This is a genomic window from Candidatus Tisiphia endosymbiont of Stenodema calcarata (assembly GCF_964030695.1).
Classification (GTDB): Bacteria; Pseudomonadota; Alphaproteobacteria; order Rickettsiales; family Rickettsiaceae; genus Tisiphia.
In genome coordinates this window covers 1,175,243-1,195,929 of sequence record NZ_OZ034911.1, presented here as the reverse complement: position 1 = coordinate 1,195,929, position 20,687 = coordinate 1,175,243, and the positions used below count along the sequence as shown (strand labels likewise).

General features: G+C 34.3%; 29 protein-coding genes, 2 tRNA genes and 1 rRNA gene. 29 read left to right on the top strand and 3 right to left on the bottom strand.

Annotated elements, in window-relative coordinates:
- Nucleotides 1-88 precede the first annotated feature (88 nt).
- The 4 genes from ACQH1W_RS05630 (at nucleotide 89) to ACQH1W_RS05615 (ending at nucleotide 4,803) form a co-directional block, all read left to right on the top strand.
- The gene (locus ACQH1W_RS05630) at nucleotides 89-1,339 is read left to right on the top strand and encodes an MFS transporter (protein ID WP_425360987.1); all 1,251 of its coding nucleotides are present in this window, start codon (nucleotides 89-91) and stop codon (nucleotides 1,337-1,339) included.
- Between the two features lie 338 nt (nucleotides 1,340-1,677).
- Nucleotides 1,678-1,938, top strand: a complete 261-nt coding sequence (locus ACQH1W_RS05625; protein ID WP_341762595.1) for a monovalent cation/H+ antiporter complex subunit F — start codon at nucleotides 1,678-1,680, stop codon at nucleotides 1,936-1,938.
- Nucleotides 1,938-3,086, top strand: a complete 1,149-nt coding sequence (locus ACQH1W_RS05620) for an FAD-dependent monooxygenase (RefSeq protein WP_375332789.1) — start codon at nucleotides 1,938-1,940, stop codon at nucleotides 3,084-3,086. The genes ACQH1W_RS05625 and ACQH1W_RS05620 overlap by 1 nt, the downstream gene beginning before the upstream one ends.
- A gap of 214 nt (nucleotides 3,087-3,300) precedes the next feature.
- Nucleotides 3,301-4,803: ribosomal RNA gene (locus tag ACQH1W_RS05615) — 16S ribosomal RNA — on the top strand.
- 85 nt (nucleotides 4,804-4,888) lie between these two features.
- On the opposite strand, the gene ACQH1W_RS05610 is transcribed toward ACQH1W_RS05615, so the two are convergent.
- The 3 genes from ACQH1W_RS05610 to rlmB form a co-directional block, all read right to left on the bottom strand.
- Complete coding sequence (locus tag ACQH1W_RS05610; protein WP_375332790.1) at nucleotides 4,889-5,047, bottom strand: hypothetical protein; 159 nt, start codon at nucleotides 5,045-5,047, stop codon at nucleotides 4,889-4,891.
- A 160-nt stretch (nucleotides 5,048-5,207) separates the two neighbouring features.
- A complete protein-coding gene (locus ACQH1W_RS05605) occupies nucleotides 5,208-6,782 on the bottom strand; it encodes a hypothetical protein (protein WP_425360986.1) in 1,575 nt (524 codons plus the stop codon).
- Between the two features lie 127 nt (nucleotides 6,783-6,909).
- The gene (rlmB, locus tag ACQH1W_RS05600; protein ID WP_341762591.1) at nucleotides 6,910-7,644 is read right to left on the bottom strand and encodes a 23S rRNA (guanosine(2251)-2'-O)-methyltransferase RlmB; all 735 of its coding nucleotides are present in this window, start codon (nucleotides 7,642-7,644) and stop codon (nucleotides 6,910-6,912) included.
- Between the two features lie 450 nt (nucleotides 7,645-8,094).
- On the opposite strand from rlmB, the gene ACQH1W_RS05595 reads away from it, so the two are divergent.
- The 25 genes from ACQH1W_RS05595 to secY all read left to right on the top strand — a co-directional run bounded on the left by ACQH1W_RS05595 (nucleotide 8,095) and on the right by secY (nucleotide 20,635).
- Nucleotides 8,095-8,180: transfer RNA gene (locus ACQH1W_RS05595), tRNA-Tyr, on the top strand.
- Nucleotides 8,181-8,200: 20 nt separating this feature from the next.
- Nucleotides 8,201-8,274 (top strand) — tRNA-Gly (locus ACQH1W_RS05590).
- An 84-nt stretch (nucleotides 8,275-8,358) separates the two neighbouring features.
- Complete coding sequence (gene tuf / locus ACQH1W_RS05585; protein WP_425360985.1) at nucleotides 8,359-9,543, top strand: elongation factor Tu; 1,185 nt, start codon at nucleotides 8,359-8,361, stop codon at nucleotides 9,541-9,543.
- A gap of 131 nt (nucleotides 9,544-9,674) precedes the next feature.
- The gene (rpsJ, locus tag ACQH1W_RS05580; protein ID WP_341748171.1) at nucleotides 9,675-9,998 is read left to right on the top strand and encodes a 30S ribosomal protein S10; all 324 of its coding nucleotides are present in this window, start codon (nucleotides 9,675-9,677) and stop codon (nucleotides 9,996-9,998) included.
- A complete protein-coding gene (rplC, locus tag ACQH1W_RS05575) occupies nucleotides 9,998-10,648 on the top strand; it encodes a 50S ribosomal protein L3 (RefSeq protein ID WP_341762590.1) in 651 nt (216 codons plus the stop codon). Before rpsJ ends, rplC begins: the two co-directional genes overlap by 1 nt.
- A 5-nt stretch (nucleotides 10,649-10,653) precedes the next feature.
- Nucleotides 10,654-11,277, top strand: coding sequence for a 50S ribosomal protein L4 (rplD, locus tag ACQH1W_RS05570; RefSeq protein WP_341748173.1), 624 nt, complete (start codon nucleotides 10,654-10,656; stop codon nucleotides 11,275-11,277).
- Nucleotides 11,274-11,573 carry a 50S ribosomal protein L23 gene (rplW, locus tag ACQH1W_RS05565; RefSeq protein WP_341762589.1) on the top strand — a complete coding sequence of 100 codons (300 nt, stop codon included), beginning with the start codon at nucleotides 11,274-11,276 and terminating at the stop codon, nucleotides 11,571-11,573. Before rplD ends, rplW begins: the two co-directional genes overlap by 4 nt.
- The gene (gene rplB / locus ACQH1W_RS05560) at nucleotides 11,574-12,395 is read left to right on the top strand and encodes a 50S ribosomal protein L2 (RefSeq protein ID WP_341762588.1); all 822 of its coding nucleotides are present in this window, start codon (nucleotides 11,574-11,576) and stop codon (nucleotides 12,393-12,395) included. It begins immediately after the preceding gene.
- Nucleotides 12,396-12,408: 13 nt separating this feature from the next.
- Nucleotides 12,409-12,687: a 30S ribosomal protein S19 gene (gene rpsS / locus ACQH1W_RS05555; protein ID WP_341748176.1), complete on the top strand. Its 279-nt coding sequence runs from the start codon at nucleotides 12,409-12,411 to the stop codon at nucleotides 12,685-12,687.
- Between the two features lie 2 nt (nucleotides 12,688-12,689).
- Nucleotides 12,690-13,049 (top strand): 50S ribosomal protein L22, encoded by a 360-nt coding sequence (gene rplV, locus ACQH1W_RS05550; RefSeq protein WP_341748177.1) that lies wholly within the window; start codon nucleotides 12,690-12,692, stop codon nucleotides 13,047-13,049.
- A 3-nt stretch (nucleotides 13,050-13,052) separates the two neighbouring features.
- Nucleotides 13,053-13,712, top strand: coding sequence for a 30S ribosomal protein S3 (rpsC, locus tag ACQH1W_RS05545; protein WP_341762587.1), 660 nt, complete (start codon nucleotides 13,053-13,055; stop codon nucleotides 13,710-13,712).
- Between the two features lie 15 nt (nucleotides 13,713-13,727).
- Nucleotides 13,728-14,138, top strand: a complete 411-nt coding sequence (rplP, locus tag ACQH1W_RS05540) for a 50S ribosomal protein L16 (RefSeq protein WP_341761532.1) — start codon at nucleotides 13,728-13,730, stop codon at nucleotides 14,136-14,138.
- The gene (rpmC, locus tag ACQH1W_RS05535; protein WP_341761531.1) at nucleotides 14,131-14,343 is read left to right on the top strand and encodes a 50S ribosomal protein L29; all 213 of its coding nucleotides are present in this window, start codon (nucleotides 14,131-14,133) and stop codon (nucleotides 14,341-14,343) included. Before rplP ends, rpmC begins: the two co-directional genes overlap by 8 nt.
- A gap of 4 nt (nucleotides 14,344-14,347) precedes the next feature.
- On the top strand, nucleotides 14,348-14,593 hold the full coding sequence (gene rpsQ, locus ACQH1W_RS05530; protein ID WP_375332792.1) for a 30S ribosomal protein S17: 246 nt from the start codon (nucleotides 14,348-14,350) through the stop codon (nucleotides 14,591-14,593).
- A gap of 102 nt (nucleotides 14,594-14,695) precedes the next feature.
- Nucleotides 14,696-15,064: a 50S ribosomal protein L14 gene (rplN, locus tag ACQH1W_RS05525; RefSeq protein ID WP_425360984.1), complete on the top strand. Its 369-nt coding sequence runs from the start codon at nucleotides 14,696-14,698 to the stop codon at nucleotides 15,062-15,064.
- On the top strand, nucleotides 15,064-15,396 hold the full coding sequence (rplX, locus tag ACQH1W_RS05520; RefSeq protein ID WP_341754669.1) for a 50S ribosomal protein L24: 333 nt from the start codon (nucleotides 15,064-15,066) through the stop codon (nucleotides 15,394-15,396). The genes rplN and rplX overlap by 1 nt, the downstream gene beginning before the upstream one ends.
- Nucleotides 15,397-15,398: 2 nt before the next feature.
- Nucleotides 15,399-15,938, top strand: a complete 540-nt coding sequence (gene rplE, locus ACQH1W_RS05515; protein WP_375331539.1) for a 50S ribosomal protein L5 — start codon at nucleotides 15,399-15,401, stop codon at nucleotides 15,936-15,938.
- A gap of 18 nt (nucleotides 15,939-15,956) precedes the next feature.
- Nucleotides 15,957-16,262, top strand: coding sequence for a 30S ribosomal protein S14 (gene rpsN, locus ACQH1W_RS05510; protein ID WP_341748185.1), 306 nt, complete (start codon nucleotides 15,957-15,959; stop codon nucleotides 16,260-16,262).
- Nucleotides 16,263-16,534: 272 nt separating this feature from the next.
- Nucleotides 16,535-16,933, top strand: a complete 399-nt coding sequence (rpsH, locus tag ACQH1W_RS05505) for a 30S ribosomal protein S8 (protein WP_341748186.1) — start codon at nucleotides 16,535-16,537, stop codon at nucleotides 16,931-16,933.
- A 9-nt stretch (nucleotides 16,934-16,942) separates the two neighbouring features.
- Nucleotides 16,943-17,476: a 50S ribosomal protein L6 gene (rplF, locus tag ACQH1W_RS05500; protein ID WP_341748187.1), complete on the top strand. Its 534-nt coding sequence runs from the start codon at nucleotides 16,943-16,945 to the stop codon at nucleotides 17,474-17,476.
- 16 nt (nucleotides 17,477-17,492) lie between these two features.
- Nucleotides 17,493-17,849: a 50S ribosomal protein L18 gene (gene rplR, locus ACQH1W_RS05495; RefSeq protein WP_341751354.1), complete on the top strand. Its 357-nt coding sequence runs from the start codon at nucleotides 17,493-17,495 to the stop codon at nucleotides 17,847-17,849.
- Nucleotides 17,850-17,864: 15 nt separating this feature from the next.
- Nucleotides 17,865-18,419: a 30S ribosomal protein S5 gene (rpsE, locus tag ACQH1W_RS05490; protein WP_342278254.1), complete on the top strand. Its 555-nt coding sequence runs from the start codon at nucleotides 17,865-17,867 to the stop codon at nucleotides 18,417-18,419.
- A 235-nt stretch (nucleotides 18,420-18,654) separates the two neighbouring features.
- A complete protein-coding gene (rpmD, locus tag ACQH1W_RS05485; protein ID WP_341761527.1) occupies nucleotides 18,655-18,864 on the top strand; it encodes a 50S ribosomal protein L30 in 210 nt (69 codons plus the stop codon).
- Nucleotides 18,865-18,874: 10 nt separating this feature from the next.
- The gene (gene rplO / locus ACQH1W_RS05480; protein WP_375332793.1) at nucleotides 18,875-19,330 is read left to right on the top strand and encodes a 50S ribosomal protein L15; all 456 of its coding nucleotides are present in this window, start codon (nucleotides 18,875-18,877) and stop codon (nucleotides 19,328-19,330) included.
- Between the two features lie 3 nt (nucleotides 19,331-19,333).
- Complete coding sequence (secY, locus tag ACQH1W_RS05475; protein WP_341761525.1) at nucleotides 19,334-20,635, top strand: preprotein translocase subunit SecY; 1,302 nt, start codon at nucleotides 19,334-19,336, stop codon at nucleotides 20,633-20,635.
- The last annotated feature ends 52 nt before the right edge of the window (nucleotides 20,636-20,687 follow it).

Below are 20,687 nucleotides of genomic sequence, written 5' to 3'. Positions count from 1 at the left end.
CGAATTAGGGATAAGAATTAACTAATTCTTATCCCTAATTGGGGTAATAAGCGTTCTAACCCTTGATAGCCAAAAAATAATAAAAAATATGAATAAACGTAAGTTGGTTTTTGCAAGCGGTGTAGCAAATGCATTTGAGTGGTATGATTATGCACTATTTGGTTACTTTGCTCCTATAATAGGGGCAAAGTTCTTTCTTGGATCAAGTTCTAGCTCGTCTTTATTGCACGCTTTTTTGGTATTTGCTATCGGTTATTTAATGAGACCAATAGGTGGGGTATTTTTTGGGGTACTGGGAGATCGTTTTGGTAGAAAGACTGCTCTAAGTACATCTATATTTTGTATGTCTCTGCCAACGGCACTAATTGGCATATTACCAACTTATGACAATATAGGTGTTACCGCTACTATATTAATGATTCTACTTCGGATGCTGCAAGGTTTATCAATGGGCGGAGTACTTACTGGCTCAATTGCATTTGCTATTGAACATACAGGTAAGGTGCATCGTGGCTTTACTGGTAGTATACCAATGTCCAGTATTTGTATTGGCATATTATTTGGATCAGTCATTTCACAGCTTATACAAAGCCTTTTATCAGCACAACAATTTAATGATTGGGGGTGGAGAATACCATTTTTATTAGGAATTTTTATTTTATTTGCTGGACTTTATATAAAAAAATATACCAGTGAAACCCCTAGTTTTCAAAGTATAAAAGAAGATGGTGGGATTTTAAAATCTCCTCTGAAAGAAGTTATCTCTGTATATTGGATTGATATGTTAATATCAATCTTCATCAATTCTACAGGTTCAGTAATATTCTATCTACAAGCTACTTATCTAATGTCATTTTTGAGGATAAATCGTGGTTTTACCGATGACCAAGTTAGCAATTTAGCTAATTATTGTTATATAATCATGGCTATTGTTACTTTATGTTCTGGCTATTTATCTGATGTAATTGGTCGAAAGAAAATTTTTGTGATTAATTTACTGGTAATTATTTTAGTTATCCCTTTTTTGATGAATGTAATTGAAACTGGAGAATTTTGTTTTATAATTATATCTCAAATCGTATTATCAATTTTAGCTGCTTGTTATATTGGTCCTGAACCTGCACTGCAAGCTGAATTTTATCCAACCAATATCAGAAATACTGCTTTATCATTGTCTTATAATACAGCAACCAGTATTTTTGGTGGTACAACACCTTTAATACTAGAATATCTTGTACAAAAAACTGGTACTATTACTTCATCTATTTATTATGTAATTGCTTGTGCTATTTCAAGCCTAATAGCTCTTTGTTTTTATAAGGATCGTTCAAGAGGGTAACAACTAATACGCGAATTTGGGATAAGAATTAGTCAATTCTTATCCCAAATTCGGTGAAATTATCGCAACAATCAGATTTGAGACGGCTCTGCATCTGATTGTTAAATTAATATTTTGCTAAAAACATGATTTTAATCTTTTAAAATCATGTTTTTAGCTTTAGAAAGGTTTAAAATGCATTCGCGTTAGCCGCTTTAAGAATGCATTTTTCCTTATATTAAAGCCAATTCGTGATAAGAATTAGTTAATTCTTATCACGAATTGGGGTTTAACGATACCGGGATTTTATGTTAGAATGGATAAATAATCAACTAATCAGTTTAAATTAATTTTGTATCATGATAAATTTTTATTTAGTTATCAATATTTTGTTCATTGGTTTAATGATCTATTTATTAATTAAAAATGTAAATATTTTTGTCAAACTCTTAGTGCTAAATAGTTTAACTAGTATAATAACCTTATTCATTTGTTTTCTTGGTTCATTTAAAATGAATAATTGTTATCTAGACATTGCTATAATTTATTTTCTCTTAAGTTTTATAGCAAGTGGAGCATATTTAAAGTATTTTATCAATCAATCTAATAATGTGATGTGATGGAAAAAGAAATAGTAATATTGGGTTGTGGTTTCAGTGGTATGCTTACGGCATTATCGTTTGCGAAAGAGGATATCAAGACTACCATCCTTGAGTATCAATCGATAAATTCTGATAATTTTTGTACTGATATTAGAACGACCGCTTTAACCCCTGCTTCTGTGCAGTTTCTAAGAGACCTTAATGTATGGTTTGAGATTGAGAAGATAGCTAGCAAAATGTTGGACGTCTATGTTGTTGATAATAAAGCACCAGAGATGTTATGTATGTCAAATATTAAGGGGAATGATGCACTAGGTTATATAGTAAAAAACAGTGAATTTAAGAAAATATTACTAGCAAATGTTAGAAAAAACCCTTTGATTAAGGTAATTGATCAGTGTGATTATAAAAAAGTTGATAGTAAACCTGATCATTCAACCATATATCTAGATGACAATAAGACTATGAATAGTGACTTATTGATTGTTTGTGATGGACGTAATTCTAAAGTTCGTCAATATTATTTTTTTAATAAAATAGAGAGAACCTATAACCAAATCGCCTTGACATTTGATATTAAGCATGAGAAAGATCACGAAAATTGTGCTATTGAACATTTTATGCCATCTGGTCCTTTTGCTATTTTACCTCTCAAGGATCAAAAGGCTTCATCCATAATATGGACTACAGGGCAAGAGCAGGCTGCATTATTGATGAGCTTACCAAAGGAAGAATTTGAGTATTTAGTAAGTAAAAATTGTGGGAATTCTTTAGGGTCTATTGCTTTAGATAGTACTATTAGCTCTTTTCCTTTAAAGGCTCGTATAGCTAGTAAATATTTTTATAATAAAATAGCAGTTGTGGCAGATAGTGCTCATACAATTCATCCTCTAGCTGGTCAGGCTTTGAATCAAGGAATAAAGGATATTGAAACTTTAACGGGGTTAGTGGCTAGTAGTGGTATAAGTACAGGAATGCTAGAACGATATCAAAAATTAAGACAGAATGATAATTTTCATATGTATATGATTACTGAAAGCTTAAATAGTATTTTCTCAAACCATTCAAAACCCTTGTGGTATCTAAGACGTTTGGGGCTTAAAACTATTGATAATATGCAGCCTATTAAAAATTTGTTAGTAGAGTATGCCATGGGTCGTAGATAAAATGAATAAGGAAATTATAAAAAAAGTTCAAAATACCAGTTGACAGGATGGTAGATTTTGCATATAACTACTCCTACGAAAAGACGAACATTAATTGTTCGTAGCTGTTTTTAAAAGTAAATAATCAGATATAGGTAGTGACAGCAAAATGTACTTATCACTAAAAGTGATAAATTAAACCTGTCAATTTTTTGAATAAAAAGTAGACAGAATCAAACTTGAGAGTTTGATCCTGGCTCAGAACGAACGCTTTCGGTATGCTTAACACATGCAAGTTGAACGGATTAATTTAGGGCTTGCTCTGAATTAGTTAGTAGCAAACGGGTGAGTAACACGTGGGAATCTACCCATCAGTACGGAATAACACTTAGAAATAAATGCTAATACCGTATATTCTCTTCGGAGGAAAGATTTATCGCTGATGGATGAGCCCGCGTCAGATTAGGTAGTTGGTAGGGTAATGGCCTACCAAGCCAACGATCTGTAGCTGGTCTGAGAGGATGATCAGCCACACTGGGACTGAGACACGGCCCAGACTCCTACGGGAGGCAGCAGTGGGGAATATTGGACAATGGGCGAAAGCCTGATCCAGCAATACCGAGTGGGTGACGAAGGCCTTAGGGTTGTAAAGCCCTTTTCAGCAGGGAAGATAATGACGGTACCTGACCAAGAAAGCCCCGGCTAACTCCGTGCCAGCAGCCGCGGTAAGACGGAGGGGGCTAGCGTTGTTCGGAATTACTGGGCGTAAAGAGTGCGTAGGCGGTTTAGTAAGTTGGAAGTGAAAGCCCGAGGCTTAACCTCGGAACTGCTTTCAAAACTACTAATCTAGAGTGTAGTAGGGGATGATGGAATTCCTAGTGTAGAGGTGAAATTCTTAGATATTAGGAGGAACACCGGTGGCGAAGGCGGTCATCTAGGCTACAACTGACGCTGATGCACGAAAGCGTGGGGAGCAAACAGGATTAGATACCCTGGTAGTCCACGCCGTAAACGATGAGTGCTAGATATCGGGAGAATTTCTTTCGGTTTCGTAGCTAACGCATTAAGCACTCCGCCTGGGGAGTACGGTCGCAAGATTAAAACTCAAAGGAATTGACGGGGGCTCGCACAAGCGGTGGAGCATGCGGTTTAATTCGATGTTACGCGAAAAACCTTACCAACCCTTGACATGGTGGTCGCGGGAAGCAGAGATGTATCCCTTCAGTTCGGCTGGATCACACACAGGTGTTGCATGGCTGTCGTCAGCTCGTGTCGTGAGATGTTGGGTTAAGTCCCGCAACGAGCGCAACCCTCATTCTTATTTGCCAGCGGGTAATGCCGGGAACTATAAGGAAACTGCCGGTGATAAGCCGGAGGAAGGTGGGGACGATGTCAAGTCATCATGGCTCTTACGGGTTGGGCTACACGCGTGCTACAATGGTATCTACAGAGGGAAGCAAGACGGTGACGTGGAGCAAATCCCTAAAAGATATCTCAGTTCGGATTGCTCTCTGCAACTCGAGAGCATGAAGTTGGAATCGCTAGTAATCGCGGATCAGCATGCCGCGGTGAATACGTTCTCGGGCCTTGTACACACTGCCCGTCACGCCATGGGAGTTGGTTTTACCTGAAGGTGGTGAGCTAACGTAAGAGGCAGCCAACCACGGTAAAATTAGCGACTGGGGTGAAGTCGTAACAAGGTAGCCGTAGGGGAACCTGCGGCTGGATTACCTCCTTTAAAGACTTAATTATAGCATGTTATTACTTTTGTAATATTTGCTCAAGTCCGGCTTTCGCTGTCACTACCTTTAACTGATTGTTTATCAAATTTTAAAAACAGCTTTTTCTTTAAGTATTCTTTTGTATTCACCAAGCCTAGCAAAATAAATATTTCCCAATATATATACTTGATGAATTTCAACAGTTATGGTGACAGCGAAGGCTGGGATGCATAGTACCTTACATTTTTCTATAATCGTCATAGCAAGGCTCTTTAGATGCCGTGGCGATCCAGGTAAACAGCGAAGCTGTTTTTTCTAGGCGTATCCTAGATTGCCGCGTCGCCGCTTTTTCGCGGCTTCTTGCTAATAGACATATTTTTTAATAATTCTAAAAAACTTGATTATCGAGTATACAGGGTAATCAACATGCTGTATCACCAATAAGTTCTACAGATGATTGATATTCCAGCTCTGTAGATGCCGGTAAAAAATCTGCGAGAGTTTTGAGGTCGCATGTTATTGTTGGTTCTTGGGTAGAAGAGTTGTGAAAAAGGTATGGGCTTTTAAAAAACCATGCGTATTCCCCTTCCATATCCTTGGCAGTTAAGTCATTTAATATAATACCATTTTGTGCTGAAAGTTTAAATGACTCATATTTTTTATAACCATTACCTTCTTTAACTTCTAAAGGCATCTTGGTGTTTTCTTGTTCCAATAATGCTTGTTGCTTTAGTAAATGAATTGATAGTAAATGTAGATTGTACTCAAGGCTCATACGATTACTTTTATTATATCCAGCAATAACCATTGCTTCATGGGTGTTTATCAATGATTCTAAAGGCTCTTCGCTATATTGTGTATTATTATCTCCTATAAAAATCTTACTATTCTTGCCATTATCTTCAAATGATTTAATTAATATTGCTCTCATATGTGAGGCTGGAACAATTATCATATACTCTTTATTTGGATGATGCTCCAATGTAGCTTTAGCAATAAAACTATGCAAATTTGTTGATAGATTTTTATGAAATTCCCCTTTATAAGAAGCGGCTCTTGCAATCCCTACATATCCAGTAAAATGAGCATTTTTAGATGTCATCATACTCACAAACATTTCAATTGATTCTTGGTCAATTTTATTGTGATCTTGCCAAATTTTATTTGCAACAAAAGCAACATATGTTTCTGTAAGATCCTGGTCATGATAACGTAAACTAGGCAAAAATCCTGTAATACCAATGTCTGCCTTTTGTATACCTGTATGTGTAGTATAATAGTTTTTGCTATTTTGCCTCTGATTCACAGCATATTCGTTCCACATATCACAATTTTTTTCTGTAACTTTCACCATATAGAAATGAAGATCTTCTTGTTGTAAATGGTAAATTTCTGATTTTACCTCTTGTGATTCATATATAGATTTTAATTTATCTTTAAGATTAGAATGTCGTTGATCAATTGCAGTAAAATCAAAATTCATGAGTATTTTTAAAGCATGAAGATACTGCATTGATTTGTCATTTGTAGATTTTGCTTCATTATAGGTATTACAAGCATTCTTTACAAACTTAACTAAGTCATCATTGCTTAGATTATTAGCATCACAGTCCTTAACTTGGCTATAAAAATTTTTAATTAAAGTATCGTTTGCACTAAATTTAATTTCTACTCCAGATGTTATGCTTAAAGATGTAATGTGATTATCATAGCAATTATGGCAATCTAGTTGTATATATTGTAGCGGAGGGGTTGATAAAATAAACTCTTTAAAGTCATCAAAATCATCTTTATTAAGATAGTCAATCTTAATAGAATCAACATTATCAAGCATTCCTGAAAATTGCACTTTATTTTGTAAAATATACTGGATTCCTTCAAAACCAATGGCTCTCAATATATTGTTGTCAATAGTTAAGGTGCTAGTTCCTATGCTGTTTTTAGCTTTTTCTAATAATTTTAATATTTTGTTATTGTCATATTCTAAATTTGGCATATAATTCCTACTCATCATTAAATTTCTAATCCGTTTAAAACGGATTATGGTTGGTCATTATATACAAAATTACTTAATTTTCTAGTATAATTTTGCTAAAAATTCATGTTATATAATTAAGCTTTATTTATTTTGCCTCTAATGAAATCAAATAAAACGCTATTGCAGCAGCATTTGAGACATTTAAGCTTTCTACTTTACTTGAAATGGGTATTTTAACTAAGTGATCACATGCTTCTTTAACTAGACGTCTGATTCCTTTATCTTCAGAACCAAGTACTATTGCCATTTTATCTGAAAATATTTTTGTACTTAAAGATTGTTTTGCATTGCCATCAAGACCAATAATCCAAAACCCATGTTTTTTTAGATATTCTATTGACCACCTTAAATTAGTGACTTTAACCATTTGTACTAGCTCTAAAGCTCCAGAAGCTGTTTTTGCTATGGTAGCATTTTCATCAGGTGCATTATCTAGAGGTAATATTATGGTCGTGATGTCAAAAGAAGCTGCACTACGAATAATAGCACCAATATTTTGTGGATCGGTTATTTGATCCAAAATAGCAACTTTACAATTAGGAATAGTTATGTCAATATCTTCAATACGATTAGAGAAGATACTTTTAACGTTAGCGGCTATTCCCTGATGATTATGATTTGAACCAAAAAGACGGGTTAAGTAATCTATGTTGGTAATCTCATACGGGTGGTTAGAGATTAAATTTTTGTGCAAATTGAAAATATCTTCTGTACATAAAACATTTTGAATATAACGTTTTGGGTTGCTTAATGCTGCAAATACTGGATGTTTGCCGTATATATAGTGCAAATCTTTAGAAATTTTAGCTTTATTTCTCATCTTATTAGAACCTAGAGTAATTTATTCTTGACACAAACTACTATTTATTATAGAAAGTTACAACTGATAAACGTTCTGAAGTAATGTAAGTTTAATATTAGCTTATTTAGGATAGTTCAAGAGAAAAGAGCCGGGGTCATTTGAGTTTCAGCTTTATAACAAAAAAGATGTCCTTCCCGTGTAGGCAAGTCCATGATACCTAACAGCCTTTAGGCTGTTTTTTGGATTTCTGCCGCGGGAAGGATATAGAGGCTTCTTAAGTTAACACCCATGCGATTACGCAGGAATGATACTGATGTTGTTTAAGGGTTATATCCTTATTTATAAAGGCTTGTAGCCCGAAGTTCAAATGTCCTTGGAAAAGAGCAAAGAAGATTTGTTGGTACTTATACTAAGTTATATATATGCTTTACGTTTAATTAGACCATTTAATACTTGCGTAAATTCTTTGGAGGAATGGCCGAGTGGTCAATGGCAGCAGACTGTAAATCTGCCCGCGTGAGCGTACGAAGGTTCGAATCCTTCTTCCTCCACCACAAGTTGGTTAGGTAGATACGCGGGTGTAGCTCAATGGTAGAGCTCCAGCCTTCCAAGCTGGCCACGTGGGTTCGATTCCCATCACCCGCTCCAAGAGTATTGGTGATAATTGGAAATTGGATAAATTTGTATTTTTATGTTAAATTGTATTAAATCTTAAATTGTGGAGAATGAATTATGGCAAAGGTAAAATTTGAAAGGGATCTACCCCATTGTAATATAGGTACTATAGGACACGTAGATCATGGTAAGACTTCTTTAACAGCTGCAATAACTTTAGTGTTATCAAAAGAAGGTGGAGCACAGGCTACTAATTATGATGACATTGATAAAGCTCCTGAAGAGAGGGAAAGGGGTATAACTATTGCTACTGCTCACGTTGAATATAGAACTAAAAAAAGGCATTATGCTCACATTGATTGTCCTGGTCACGCAGATTATATAAAGAATATGATAAGTGGTGCAGCTCAAATGGATGCTGCTATATTGGTAGTATCTGCTGCTGATGGTCCAATGCCTCAAACAAGGGAACATATATTGCTTGCTAAACAAGTTGGCGTACCTGCAATAGTTGTATTTTTGAATAAAGTTGATATGGTTGATGATCCAGAATTGCTTGACTTAGTAGAAATGGAAGTCAGAGAACTTTTATCAATGTATGATTTTCCTGGAGATGATATACCAGTTATCAGAGGTTCAGCTTTACAGGCTCTAGAAGGAAAACCTGAAGGTGAAGCTGCGATTAAAGAGTTGATCAATGCTATTGATGAATATATACCTCAACCTGAGAGAGATACAGATAAACCTTTCTTAATGTCAATAGAAGATGTATTTTCTATTTCTGGAAGAGGTACGGTTGTTACTGGTAGAATCGAAAAAGGTATAGTAAAAGTTGGTGAAGAGGTAGAGATTGTCGGTATAAGAGATACTCAAAAAACTACTTGTACTGGTGTGGAAATGTTTAAGAAGCTATTAGATCAAGGTGAAGCCGGTGATAATGTTGGTATATTACTGCGTGGAACTAAAAGAGAAGATGTATGTAGAGGTCAAGTGTTAGCTAAGCCTGGAAGTATAACTCCGCATACTGAGTTTGAAGCTGAAGTTTATGTACTTACCACAAAAGAAGGTGGTCGTCATACAGCATTTACAGATAAATATCGACCACAGTTTTATTTTAGAACGACTGATGTAACTGGAGAAATCACTTTGAAAGATGGTAAAACAATGGTGATGCCTGGTGATAATGCGAATCTGAAAATTGCATTGATCGCTCCAATAGCTATGGAAGAGGGCGTACGTTTTGCTATACGTGAAGGTGGTAGGACAGTAGGAGCCGGTGTAGTATCAAAGATTATAAAATAATAAGAAATAGTCATCCTGAAAAATTTCAGGATGACTATTTTTTTAGGGTTAGGCAAAATATGTTTAATTAGAGTAAATCTATTAAAGAATGTGCTTTGACTGGTCTAGCTGTTTATAAAAAGGTTTAGTTAATGAAAAATAATCAAAAAATCAAAATTCGTTTAAAGTCGTTTGATCACCGCTCGCTTGAGCAAGGTACTAGAGAAATAGTAGGGGCTGTTAAAAGAACCGGTGCTGATATAATTGGTCCAATTCCGTTGCCAAGGACAATTGAGAGATTTACCGTTAATAGGTCTCCGCATGTCAATAAAAAATCAAGGGAGCAATTTGAGATTAGAATTCAGAAAAGACTTTTGATAATAAGTTATCCAACTCCTCAGACTGTTGATGCTTTAAAAAAAGTTGATTTGCCTGCTGGTGTTGATGTTGAGATTAAGTTAGAGAGTGTTGAGTAATGAGAACCGGTTTAATTGCTAAAAAAATTGGTATGAGTTCAATTTTTAATGAAAAGGGTGAGAGAGCTACTGTTACTTTTCTACAAGTTGAAGATTGCCAAGTAGTGGGACAAAAGACCCTAGAAAGGGATGGCTATAATGCTTTGGTTATTGGGGTAAAAGATAAAAAATTATCTAAAGTAACAAAACCAATGAAGCAGGTATTTGCTAATGCTCAAGTTACGCCAAAGGAAAAATTGAAGGAATTTAGAATTTCTGAAACTTGTTTCCTTGATGTAGGTGCTACATTATATGTGGATCATTTTGTTATTGGTCAGTTTATAGATGTTGTAGGTACTACTATTGGTAAAGGTTTTGCTGGTAGTATGAAAAGGCATAATTTTAGAGGACTTGAGGCTTCACATGGTGTATCTGTGTCTCACCGTTCGCATGGTTCTACTGGTGGTAGGCAAGATCCTGGTAAAGTATTTAAGAATAAGAAAATGGCTGGTCATATGGGAAGTACAAGAGTTACTATTCAAAATTTGAAAGTAGTCGATACTGATATGGAAAAAAGCATAATCATAGTTAGTGGAAATATTCCCGGTTCAAAAGGATCTTATGTCTACATTAAGGATGCTATTAAGAAAACCATTACAGCTATAGGATAAACTATATGAAAGCCAAATTATTAAATCTTGAAAATGAAGCTGTTGGTGAGATTGATTTAGATAACGAAGTTTTTGCCGTAGATTTTGTTAGGGAAGATATTATCAAGCTTGTTGTTGATTGGCAGAGAGCTAAAGCTATGGCTGGTACACATCAAACAAAGACAGTGTCGCAAGTATCTGGTACTACAAAGAAACCTTTTAAGCAAAAAGGTACGGGTAATGCAAGGCAAGGATCTTTAAGATCTGTCCAAATGAGAGGTGGTGGAGTTTCTCATGGTCCAGTAACAAGGAGTCATGCTACAAAATTGCCAAAAAAAGTTAGAAAACTTGGTTTAAAACATGCTTTGTCAGAAAAATTAGCTGAAGGAAAACTGCTAATAGTAGATTCTTTAAAATTACATGAATCCAAAACTTCTAATCTTATAAAATTATTAAATAATTTTCATGGTAAAAGTTATTTTATTGTTAGTGGTGATGAGGTTGATATCAATTTTTCTTTGGCAGTACAAAATATTCCAAATACTATTTCAGTACCGCAAATTGGTGCAAATGTTTATGATATAATACGCCATGATTATGTTTTGTTATCACAAGAAGCTGTAGATGCTTTAGAAAAGAGGTTAAAGTGAAGTCTTATAAACATTATGATCTTATTAGGAATCCTGTGATCACTGAGAAGACCAATATTTTATCTGAGCAACAAAATAAGTTTACTTTTCATGTTGCTGATAGTGCTGAGAAAGCTTCTATCAAGATGGCGGTTGAAAAGATTTTTCAGGTTAAGGTTAAAAAAGTTAACATAATGAATGTAAAAGGTAAGAGAAAAAGATTCAAGGGTGTTAATGGCAGACAATCAGATAAAAAGAAAGCAATTGTGACGTTAGAAAAAGATTATACTATTGATTTTACAGGGGGTATTAAATAAATGGCTTTAAAAACGTTTAATCCAGTTACTCCATCCCTTAGAGAATTAGTACAGGTTGATAAATCTGATCTTTGGAAGGGTAAGCCTCATAAAGCTTTAACTAAAGGTTTATCTAAGACTGGTGGTAGAAATAATTTGGGTAGAACCACTGCTTGGCATAGAGGAGGAGGGCATAAAAGACTTTATCGTATAATTGATTTTAAAAGAAATAAACAGGATGTATTTGCTACTGTTGAAAGAATAGAATATGATCCTAACAGAACTTCCTTCATTGCTTTAATTAAATTCGATGATGGTGAGTATTCTTATATTTTAGCACCACAAAAGCTTATTATAGGAGATAGAATAGTATCAAGTGATGAAGCTGACATAAAAGTAGGAAATTGTTTATCTTTGAAATCTATTCCTGTTGGTACTACTTTACATAATGTAGAAATGAAAGTTGGTAAAGGTGGTCAAATTGCAAGATCTGCTGGTACTTCTGTTAATTTAGTAGGTAAGGATTCGGGTTATGCACAGATCAAGCTTCGATCTGGAGAATTTAGATTGATACCGTTAGATTGTAAAGCTACCATAGGTGTTGTTTCAAACCCTGATCAAAAAAATACCAATTTAGGTAAGGCCGGAAGAAATAGATGGCTAGGTTGGAGACCACATGTTCGTGGTGTTGCAATGAATCCAGTCGATCACCCACATGGGGGGGGAGAGGGAAAAACTTCTGGTGGTCGTCATCCAGTGACTCCATGGGGTTTCCCAACTAAGGGTAAGAAAACACGTAAGAATAAGCTTACATCAAAATTTATTATTAAGAGAAGAAAGTAATTAGGTAGTAATTATGGCTCGTTCAGTTTGGAAAGGACCTTTTGTAGATGGTTATTTGATAAAAAAAGTACAAAAATTGATTGAATCTGGTAAATCAGAAATGATTCAGACTTGGTCTAGAAGGTCAACAATTTTACCATTTTTTGTTGGAATAACATTTGCTGTACATAATGGAAATAAATTTATACCTGTTACTGTAAGTGAAGAAATGGTTGGTAAAAAATTAGGTGAATTTTCTCCAACTAGGACTTTTCATGGTCATGGCACAGATAAAAAAGTTAAGAGAAAATAGATATGGTGAAGGTGAATAAAGGCTCTACTACAGCAATTGCTAAGTCTCTTAGAGTGAGTCCGAGGAAATTGAATTTGGTTGCAACTTCTATTAGGAATATGAAAGTGTCTGAGGCTCTAATTCAGCTTACCTTTTCCCCTAGAAGAATTGCTCAAGATGTAAAAAAATGTTTGCAGTCTGCTGTTGCTAATGCTGAAAATAATTTTGGTTTAGATATTGATACTTTGTTTATTACTTCTGCAACTGTAGGTAAGGCGTTGGTGATGAAAAGAATTATGCCAAGAGCTAAAGGAAGAGCAACAAGGATTAATAAATTTTTTAGTAATTTATATATTACAGTTACTGAAGTTGAGGGGAAATAAGATATGGGGCAAAAAGTTAATCCGCATGGCTTTAGAGTTGGTCCGACATTAATTAAAGGTTGGGACTCGGTGTTATATGCTGATAAGAAGCACTATAAAGTTCTTCTTATCCAAGATTTAGAGGTTAGAAATCTAGTTAATAAGAATTATGTGCAAGCACAAGTTAGTAGAGTATTAATAGAGAGGCCTTCTAATAAGAATGTTATAATTAATATTTTTGCTAAAAAGCCTGGAGTTATTATAGGTAAAAGTGGTAACGACATTGATAAATTAAAAAAATCTGTCCAAAAAATTACGGGTTTAGAAGAAATATATATTAACATACATGAAGTAAAGAAGCCTAATATAGACTCTAACATTATTGCTCAAACGATTGCTATGCAGCTTGAAAAAAGAGTGTCTTTTAGAAAAGCTATGAAAACCGCTATCCAAGCCTGCTTTAAGCAAGGAGGGTTAGGTATAAAGGTTGCTTGTTCTGGACGTTTAGCTGGAGCTGAAATAGCGAGAACAGAGTGGTATAGAGAAGGTAGAGTACCTTTACATACTTTGAGAGCTGATATTGACTATGCAACTGCTGAAGCTATGACAACTTATGGAGTTATAGGTATAAAGGTTTGGGTCTATAGGGGTGATCATGTGGAAAGTAGAAAGAAACATAATTAATTTTGAAGTAAAATAATGTTAGCTCCAAAAAAACAAAAATTTAGAAAAGCACATAAGGGGAGAGTTTCCTCAAAAGCAAAGGCTGGTACTATGCTAGCTTTCGGTTCTTTTGGCTTGAAATCATTAGATGGTTTAAGGGTTACCGCAAGACAAATAGAGGCAGCAAGAAAGGCTGCAGTTCGTTGTATGAAAAGGCAGGGGAGATTATGGATTAAAATTTTTCCTGATTTGCCTGTGTCAAAGAAGCCTGCGGAAGTTAGAATGGGTAAAGGAAAAGGTTCTACTGAATTTTTTGCAGTGAGAGTATCACCTGGAAGAATTATGTTTGAAGTGGAAGGGGTTACAGATGATGTAGCGACGAAAGCACTTGAGCTTGCTAGTGCAAAATTGCCTGTAAGAACAAAGATAGTGAGGCGTTATGAATAATTTAGGGGTATCAGCAAAGGAATTGGTTGGGCAGACTACGGAAGAGCTTCACAAAAAGAGAATTTTGTTTAAAAAAGAGTTTTTTAATCTACGGTTCCAGAGAACATTAGGTGAATTACAAAATACTAGCAGGTTTTCTTTTGTAAAAAAAACAATAGCTCGTATTAATACAGAGTTAACTATAAGATCAAAAACTGGAGAATAGGGAAATGCCGAGAAGAGTGCTACAGGGCGTTGTTGTAAGTTCAAAAACTGATAAGACTATTACAGTTAAAGTAGAGCGTAGGTTTAAGCATCCTATATACAAAAAAATTGTAAAAGTCTCTAAAAAATATGCTGCTCATGATCCAAAAAATACTTATAAGGATGGTGATAAGGTTAGTATAGTTGAAAGTCGTCCTATATCTAAAACTAAGTCTTGGGTAGTGTTAGGGGATGTAGAGGTATCTCTTTAATAATAGGTTTAGTTGTTACAGAATGGTGAGTTTTATCCTTTGACTTTGTTGTTTAGATTGTTTATTGTGTTGCGTTATTAAATTCTCAAGTGGAAGTAAGTTATGATTCAGATGCAGAGCATCTTAGATGTTGCGGATAACTCTGGTGCTAAAAAAATTATGTGTATTAAAGTGCTTGGTGGTTCACATCACATGATAGCAAATCTTGGGGATGTCATTGTGGTATCTATAAAAGAAGCTTTACCAAGCGGAAAAGTAAAAAAAGGTGACGTACATAGGGCTCTAATTGTTAGAACAAAAAAGGGTGTTAGAAGGGCAGATGGTAGTACAATTAAATTTGATTCTAATGCAGCAGTACTTTTAAATAAGCAAGGAGAACCAATAAGTACAAGAGTTTTCGGTCCTGTAACTAGAGAATTAAGGGCAAAAAAATTCGTTAAGATTATGTCACTTGCAGAAGAGGTGTTGTAATGATTAAGCTAAAAATTAAGAAAGGTGATGAAGTTATTGTTATCACCGGAAAAAATAAGGGAAAAAAGGGTAAGGTCTTAAAGGTTTTGCCTGAGCAAAATAGAGCTATTGTTTCGGGTATAAATATTGTTCGCAAGCATGTTAAGGCGAGTAAAACAAGTGAAGGTGGCATAGTGTCAAAGGAATTATCCATACATATATCCAATGTTGCTCACATAGATCCTAAAACAGGTAACCATACAAAAGTTGCTTTTAAATTTCTAGAAGATGGTTCTAAAGTAAGAGTAGCTAAGAAGTCTGGTGAAATTATTAGTAGTAAGGAAGGTAAGTAATGTTGCTCAGGTTTAAAGATTTATACACTAAAGAGATTGTACCAAACTTACAGAAAGAGTTTGCGTACAAGAATAAACATCAAATGCCTAAGGTTGTAAAAATTGTTGTTAATATGGGTGTTGGTGAAACGGTTGCAGATTCTAAGGTAATTAATAATGCTGTCAATGATCTAACTCTAATTTCAGGACAAAAGCCTTTAGTGACTGAGGCCAAAAAATCTATTGCTACTTTTAAGCTTCGTGAAGGTATGAAAGTTGGTTGTAAAGTTACTCTGCGCAAAGATAGAATGTATGATTTTTTAGAGAGATTAGTAATCGTTGCTCTACCGCGTATTAAAGAATTTAGAGGTTTCTCCAGTAAAAGTTTTGATGGTAGAGGTAATTTTACTTTTGGTATAAAAGAACAGATTGTTTTTCCAGAGATTAATTACGACAAGATAGATGTAATTCGTGGTATGGATATCACGATTGTTACAAGTGCTATGAATAATGAAGAAGGTAAATTATTACTTTCTGGCTTTAATTTGCCTTTTTATAATTAATTTTTAGAAGAAAAATAGATGGCTAAAGTAAGTTCTATAAAAAAGAATAATAGAAGAAGAAAGATGGCACAAAGTTTATATAACAAGCGTGCTAAATTAAAGGACAAGATTTACGATAAAACTTTATCTTTGGAAGAAAGATTTTCGCTAGTGATGGTTTTAGCTAAGTTACCTAGAAACTCAGCTATGAATAGAGTCCGAAATCGCTGTGAGCTTACTGGACGTCCAAGAGGAGTGTATAGTAAATTTGGTCTATCACGAAATAAGCTGAGAGATCTTGGTAGTAAGGGATTAGTTCCTGGTTTGATTAAAGCAAGTTGGTAAAATAGCTTGAATTCGATATAACTTATTATATCGAATTCAAGGGTTAAGTAGAAACAATCAGGTTTGAAGCGGTTCAGTACCTGATTGTTAAAATGTAATATTCTATTCAATAGGTGGTTTTAATAATTAAAATCACCCATTGAATGATGAAAAAAGTTGAAATGTACTCGTAGAACCGCTTCAAGGGTACACTTTTCCTTATAACAAGCCAATTAGATATAAAAATTAATAATTCTTATATCGAACTGAAGTTAAAATAGTAGGTTTATCGTATGTCAATGACAGATAATATAGCGGATATGTTGACTAGAATTAGAAATGGTCAAAAAAGTAAATTGATGAATATATCTCTACCTTGTTCAAAAATAAAATGTGCTATTTTGGACGTTTTAAAAAAAGAAGGTTATATAAAAGAGTATGTAGTTGTCAAGGATGGTAATATAAGTCATATTGAAGTGGATCTAAAATATTCTGTTAATGGAAAACCTGCTATATGTGAAATAAGTAGAGTTTCAAAACCAGGTAAGAGGATTTATTCTTCTATTGATAAACTAAAAGGATATTATAACAATATGGGTATTTATATTCTTTCTACTTCTAGAGGAGTTTTATCAGATAGAGAAGCACATAGCCAAAAAATTGGTGGTGAAGTAATTTGTAAAGTGTTTTAAGGTATAAAGATGTCACGTATTGGAAAATTGCCAGTCCCTGTGCCTGAAGGGGTGAAAGTTGAACTTGATGGGTTGAAAGTTAATGTTGTTGGTCCCAAGGGAGAATTAACAAAAACTTTCGCAGGAAATATAGCAATTTTATTGCAAGATAATCAGCTTTTTGTAAAACCATTAGCAGAGACTAAAAGTGCTAGATCTATGTGGGGTACGGCACGAAGTATAATAAATAGTATGATAAAAGGTGTTAAAGAAGGTTTTACAGAAGAGCTTGAAGTCAATGGCGTCGGTTATAAGGCTTTGGTGAAGGATAAATATTTAAACTTAATGCTTGCTAAAAGTCATAATACTAAAGTAGAAATACCTCAAAATATTAAAGTTACCGCTCCTAAACAAAATCAGATTATATTGGAAAGTGTTGATAAAGAAAAATTAGGTCAGTTTATATCAATTATTATAAAGCAGAGACCACCTGAACCATATAAAGGTAAAGGTATTAAACGCAAAGGTCAATATGTTCAGAGGAAAGAAGGTAAGAAAAATTAAAATTTAAGAGTTAAATATGCGTAGTTCAAAGTTAAAGTTTGATATAAGAAAGGCTAGAGTGAGGTCTAAGATATCAAAGGTATCAAACAGACTCAGACTGTCTATTTTTAAGTCTGGAAAGCACATATATGCACAAGTCATAGATGACAAACAATCAATAACTATTGCATCTGCTTCGACTTTAGATAAAGAAATTAGACAGTTAAAAAAATCCAACTGTAATATTGGTACAGCCACGAAAGTAGGTGATTTAATAGGCGAAAGAGCATCGCTTAAAGGGGTACAAGAAGTTGTATTCGATAAGGGTGGTTATAAATATCATGGTGTTGTTAAGGCTTTAGCTGATGCAGCAAGAAAAAAAATGAAATTTTAATTTTAGGTTTAAGAAATGGCTAAAGCTAAAAAAAATACGGGTGAAGCACTAACAGAAACTTTGGTGGATGTAAACAGAGTTACTAAAGTAGTAAAGGGGGGTAGAAAATTCTCTTTTTCTGCTTGTATTGTTGCTGGTGATAAAGCCGGTAAGGTTGGTTATGGTCATGGTAAGGCGAAAGAGGTAACAGAAGCTAGAGCTAAGGCTACTCAAGAAGCAAGGAAAGATATGATTAAAATTCCTCTTTATCAAAATAGGACTATTCATCATGATGTCATTGGTAAAAGCGGAGCAGCTAAAGTCATTTTAAGAAGAGCCAAGGCAGGTACTGGTGTTATCGCTGGTGGTGCTATGAGAGCAATTTTTGATTCTTTAGGAGTTCATGATATTGTTGCCAAATCTTTGGGTTCTAGTAATGTATATGCGATGATTGCTGCAACTTTTGATGCGTTATCTCAACTCTCTTCTCCAAAGAATATTGCTGAAAGGAGAGGAAAAAGAATAAATGAGGTATCAACTAAATCTACAAAAGGGCAACAAATAATATCAGAAGCAAGTGTGCAAGTTTAAGTAGTGTAATAGTCCTTTCAGCGTAGACTCATGGGTGTCAACTTAAGAAGTTTCGATGTCATTCTCGCGTAGGTAGCAGAATCTAAAAAATAACCTGCAAAGGCTATTAACCCCAATTCGGGATAAGAATTAACTAATTCTTATCCCGAATTTGCGTGTGAATGGGGTTTGGAAGCAATGGGCTATAGTGAGTCTTTATATTTAAAGTAAAGTAATAATTGGGTTGTAGGAATTTATGAGTAGTAATCAAGAAAAAGTGAATGAGGCAAAGGTTAAAGTTACCCAAATTGGTAGTAGTATAGGTCGTAAATATGATCAGGAAGAAACCTTGGTAGGTTTGGGTCTAAATAAAATGCATAAATCTGTTATTTTGAAAGATACAAACTCTGTTAGAGGGATGATCAAGAAGGTACGACATTTGTTAAAAGTAGAAAATATAAATTAGAGTTTAGAAAATGAAATTAAATGAGTTATCTAACAATTTTGGTGCCAAGAGAGATAAAAAAAGAGTAGGTCGTGGTATTGGCAGTGGTAAAGGTAAAACATGTGGCAGAGGTGTTAAGGGGCAGAAATCTAGATCTGGTGTAGCTATCAAGGGTTTTGAAGGGGGGCAGATGCCTATGATTAAAAGATTGCCAAAGAGAGGCTTTAACTGTCCTAGTTCTAAGAAATATAGTGTAGTAAATATTGCTGATATAGAATTTTTAATAGCAGAAAATCGTTTGAACTCAATAGAAGTTGTAACAAAAGAGAGATTAGTTGAAGTCGGGTTAATTAAGAATACTAAATTATTGGTTAAATTACTATCTGTTAGAAGTGGTGAATTTAATAGTCCCTTATCATTTCAATTAGATGCTTATTCTGCTTCTGCTAAGAAGTTAATAGAACAAGTTGGTGGTCAAATATTGTAATTTATGAGTTTAAATTCCACACAAAAATCTAATAAAGACTTAGCTAATAGGATTATTTTTACTATTTTGGCTCTTATAGTATGTAGATTTGGGTCATTTATTCCTATAGCGGGTATTGATTCGGTTGCGTTAAGCAGTGTGGCTGAGCAAAATCAATCTGGTATACTTGGTATGTTTAATATGCTATCTGGGGGGTCTCTAGGTAGAATGTCTATTTTTGCTTTAGCAATTATGCCATATATAACTGCTTCAATTATCATTCAATTAATGTCAATAGCCTACAAGCCTTTAGAGAATTTAAAAAAAGAAGGTGAGGTTGGTAAAAGGAAAATCAATCAATTATCTAGGTATTTAACTGTTTTATTAGCTTCTTTTCAGGCATATGGTGTTGCAGTAAGTTTGGAACATGTTGTGACTAATGTAGGTCCAGTAGTTATTATACCGGGGCTTTTTTTCAAGGTTACTACCGTTATTACTTTAGTTGTAGGTACTATGTTCTTAATGTGGCTTGGTGAACAGATTACTGGTAGAGGTATTGGTAATGGATCGTCCTTGATTATATTTATAGGTATAGTGTCGGGGGTACCAAGTGCTATTATAAGCATGTTTGAGTTGTCAAGAAGTGGTGGTTTGTCTCCGATAGTAGTTATGGCTATTTGTTTAGGAGTTATTGTAATTATAGCTATAATAATTTTCTTTGAGAAGGCACAGAGAAAAGTTTTGGTACAATATCCAAAGAGACAAGTTGGCAATAAAATTTATGGTGGTGATTCGACTCATATGCCTCTTAAACTTAATACTTCTGGGGTAATTCCGCCAATATTTGCTAGTTCAATTTTATTGTTTCCTGTGACAATAGCTAATTTTTCTAGCAATAATTCGGAAATTATGAGTTTATTAACTTTCCATCTAGGGCATGGGAAGCCTTTATATATTTTGTTGTATGTTGCGTTGATAATGTTTTTTAGTTTTTTTTATACAGCAGTAGTTTTTAATTCAGAAGAAACAGCAAATAATTTAAGAAAGTATGGGGCATATATTCCTGGCAAAAGACCTGGTAAGAATACTGCGGAATATTTTGATTATTTGTTAACTAGGTTAACTGTAATAGGTGGTATATATCTTAGTTTTATATGTATAGTTCCTGAAATGTTAATGAATAAATACGCCGTATCTTTTGCCTTAGGGGGTACAAGTTTTTTAATTGTTGTTAATGTTGTTCTAGATACATTTGTACAAATTCAAACTCATTTATTTAGCAGTAAGTATGAGGGATTAATTAAAAAAATGAAGTTAAAAAACTAACTGATATTATAAAAAAACAATTCTTTAAAGCAAAAAATTATACATTTTAACT